The sequence below is a fragment of the Microbacterium sp. genome (genome assembly GCF_051953575.1).
Lineage (GTDB): Bacteria > Actinomycetota > Actinomycetes > Actinomycetales > Microbacteriaceae > Microbacterium.
Genome location: NZ_JBQCIP010000313.1, coordinates 1 through 2,954 on the forward strand (window position 1 = coordinate 1; position 2,954 = coordinate 2,954).

The 2,954-nt window shown below is 71.1% G+C and carries 3 protein-coding genes and 1 pseudogene; 2 read left to right on the forward strand and 2 right to left on the reverse strand.

What is annotated here, in order from left to right:
• Positions 1 to 763 (forward strand): serine hydrolase (locus tag ACTHNQ_RS19985; protein ID WP_440335671.1); only part of this gene is annotated, 763 nt, incomplete at its 5' end.
• A 48-nt stretch (positions 764 to 811) separates the two neighbouring features.
• Positions 812 to 1,924, forward strand: a complete 1,113-nt coding sequence (locus tag ACTHNQ_RS19990) for a 5-methyltetrahydropteroyltriglutamate--homocysteine S-methyltransferase (protein WP_440335672.1) — start codon at positions 812 to 814, stop codon at positions 1,922 to 1,924.
• Positions 1,925 to 1,942: 18 nt separating this feature from the next.
• Here the strand turns inward: ACTHNQ_RS19990 and ACTHNQ_RS19995 are convergent, their stop codons facing one another.
• Together ACTHNQ_RS19995 and ACTHNQ_RS20000 are read right to left on the reverse strand one after the other, a co-directional pair.
• Positions 1,943 to 2,524, reverse strand: a complete 582-nt coding sequence (locus ACTHNQ_RS19995; protein ID WP_440335673.1) for a PadR family transcriptional regulator — start codon at positions 2,522 to 2,524, stop codon at positions 1,943 to 1,945.
• Positions 2,525 to 2,614: 90 nt separating this feature from the next.
• Positions 2,615 to 2,954 (reverse strand): annotated as a pseudogene (locus ACTHNQ_RS20000) (aminomethyl transferase family protein); the annotation flags it as partial.

Consider the following 2,954-nt stretch of genomic DNA (forward strand, 5'->3'; position numbering starts at 1 on the left):
GGTGAGGATCACCGACCTCGACCGCGGCACGTCGGTGCTCTCGGGCGACGACTTCGTGACGCTGCCGGTGGCGGGCCTCGGCGTCGTGCCGCTGCTGATCGAGGTGGCCGCCGCGTTCGAGTCCGGCCGCCTCGAGCCGCTCGAGATCATCGACCGCGCCCACTATGAGGCGGTCGGCGTGGCTGGCGTGTGGCAGCACCTGAAGGCGCCCGCCCTGCCGCTGATCGATCTCGCGGTGCTCACTGCGTCGACCGGCGACGCGATGGCGGCCAACGCCCTCCTCGCCCGCGTGGGGCTTCCGGCGGTGCGGGCGCGCATCGAGCAGCTGGGCCTGTCGCGGTCGGCGCTGCTCGACCGCTTCCGCGACGAGCGCGGACCCGACGACGCCCCGCACTTCGCCCTGGGGTCGGCGCGCGAGCTCGCCGAGGTGTTCGCCGCGCTCGTCAACTCGCAGGTCGTCTCGCCCGGCGTCAGCGCGCAGGTCGCCGAGTGGCTGAGCCTCAACCACGACCTGTCGCTCGTCGCCTCTGCGACCGGCCTCGACCCGTTCTCGCACGAGAACGACGAGCACGGGCTGCTCTTCATCAACAAGACCGGACGGGATGCCGGCATCCGCGTCGAAGCGGGCGTCCTCGCCGGTCCGCGCGCCGGCGTCTCGTATGCGCTCATCGTGTGCTTCGACGACCTGTCGATCTCGCACCGCCTGCGCGCCCACGAGGCATTCCGGGTGCTGGGGACCGACCTCATGGAGTACGTCTTCTGAGCGGACGCCGTTTCACTATGGCCGGAGGGATCGGCTACGCTCACCAGGGTGTCAACACCGCCGTTCCGCGCCGACGTCGTCGGCAGCTTCCTCCGTCCCGCCGAGCTCGCTGAGGCGCGTCGCCGCTTCGCCGAAGGCACGATCGACGCCGACGCTCTGCGGGTCGCGGAAGAGGCCGCGATCGCCGAGCTCGTCGTGCGCGAGGCCGACGCGGGCCTGAAGCTCGCGACCGACGGCGAGTTCCGCCGCGCCTGGTGGCACTTCGACTTCTTCGGGCTGCTGGACGGCGTGAACATCGTCGAGCTCGACCATGGCATCCAGTTCCAGGGCGTGCAGACCAAGCCGCACGGCATCGAGGTGACCGGCAGGATCGGCTTCCCCGACGCCCATCCCTTCCTCGAGCACTTCCGCTCGCTCAAGAGCCTGCTCGAGCGCTCCACCGGCGCGGTGCCCAAGTTCAGCATCCCCGCGCCCACGGTGCTCGACTTCCGGCTCGAGCCCGGCCACCTCGCCGGCTCGGGGTACGACGGCCGCGACGACATCGTGGACGACCTGGTGCAGACGTACCGCGATGCCCTCGCGGCGTTCTACGACGCGGGCGCCCGCTACCTGCAGTTCGACGACACGGCGTGGGCCTACCTCTGCTCCGAGGACGAGCTCGCGAAGGCGCGAGACCGCGGCATCCGCACCGACGGCATCGCCGAGCGGTACGCCGGTATCCTCAACCGCATCCTCGACGGCAAGCCCGACGACCTCGTCGTGACGACCCACGTGTGCCGCGGCAACTTCCGCTCGACGTGGATCTCGTCGGGCGGGTACGAGCCGGTCGCCGAGCAGCTGCTGGGGAACACCGCGTACGACGGGTACTTCCTGGAGTACGACAGCGAGCGCGCCGGCGGGTTCGAGCCGCTGCGCTTCCTTCCCGAAGGCGACAAGACCGTCGTGCTCGGGCTGATCACGTCGAAGACCGGCGAGCTGGAGGATGTGGATGCCGTCAAGCACCGCATCGACGAGGCATCCGCGTTCGCGCCGCTCGAGCAGCTCGCGCTGAGCCCCCAGTGCGGCTTCGCGTCGACCGAGGAGGGCAACGTGCTCACCGAGGACGAGCAGTGGGCCAAGGTGCGCGAGGTGGTCGCGATCGCCGCCGACGTCTGGCGCTGAGCCGGACAGCCCCGCCGCTCAGCGGTCGAGGCGGTCGACGAGCTCCAGGCCGCGGCGCGCCCAGGCGATCTCGCCGCGTGCCCGCTCGACCAGGCCCTCGTAGGCGAAGCGCTTGTAGGCGATGGTGCGCTCCCGGTCGGCGTCCGCGGTGACGGCGAGGCGGCGGACGAGCATCGGGTTGGCGACGGCGTCGATGCGCTCCAGCTCGCCCTCCCACTGTGCGAGCTCGCCCTCCCACTGCGCGATGTGGCCGTGGAGGAACTCGCGGGCGGCATCGGGCGTGGTCGCCTCGAGGTACGCCGCCCGCAGATGTGCGGGGTCGCGCACGCGCTGGTAGTCCAGCGGTGCGGCCATCCACTCCACGAAGGCGCGGTCGCCGGCATCGGTCACGTGGTACAGCCGCCGGGTCCCGCGTTCGCCGCGGGTCTGCTCCTCGGCCTCGATGAGGCCGAGCTCCTCCATCTTGCGCAGCTCGGGGTAGATCTGGGAGTCGGGGGCGTGCCAGACGTGCCCGACCGACTGGTGGAACTGCTTCTGCAGGTCGTAGCCCGACAGCGGGCCGACCCGCAGGATCGCCAGCAGGGCGTATCGCAGACTCATCGCGTGCTTCTCCTTCTTCGCCCGAGAGTAGCGGGCCGGAGAACGCCGAGACCCCGGCCGGCACCTGCCGGCCGGGGTCTCGGTCGAGGGTCAGGCCGGCTGGTACTGCGTGCGCCAGCCGCCGTGATAGGTCTGACGGGCGACCGTCGAGTACGGCACGGGGCTGACGACGGCGCGGACTTCGAGCTGGCGGTGCGGCTCGACGGACGCCTTCGTGGTCCCGCCGTCCGGCTCGCCCCACACGACCGTCACCTCGGCGCCCTCGGGCACGTCGGGGTTCACGGTCGCCAGCGACAGCGCGCGCTTCTCGTTCGCGCTGTAGCCGGTGAACATCGAGAAGCCCACCACGTCACCGCCGGCATCCGTCACCGCGTCGTAGTTGGCGGAGCCGTAGTTCGCCAGCGGCAGGTCGAAGAACTTGTAGCTCTCG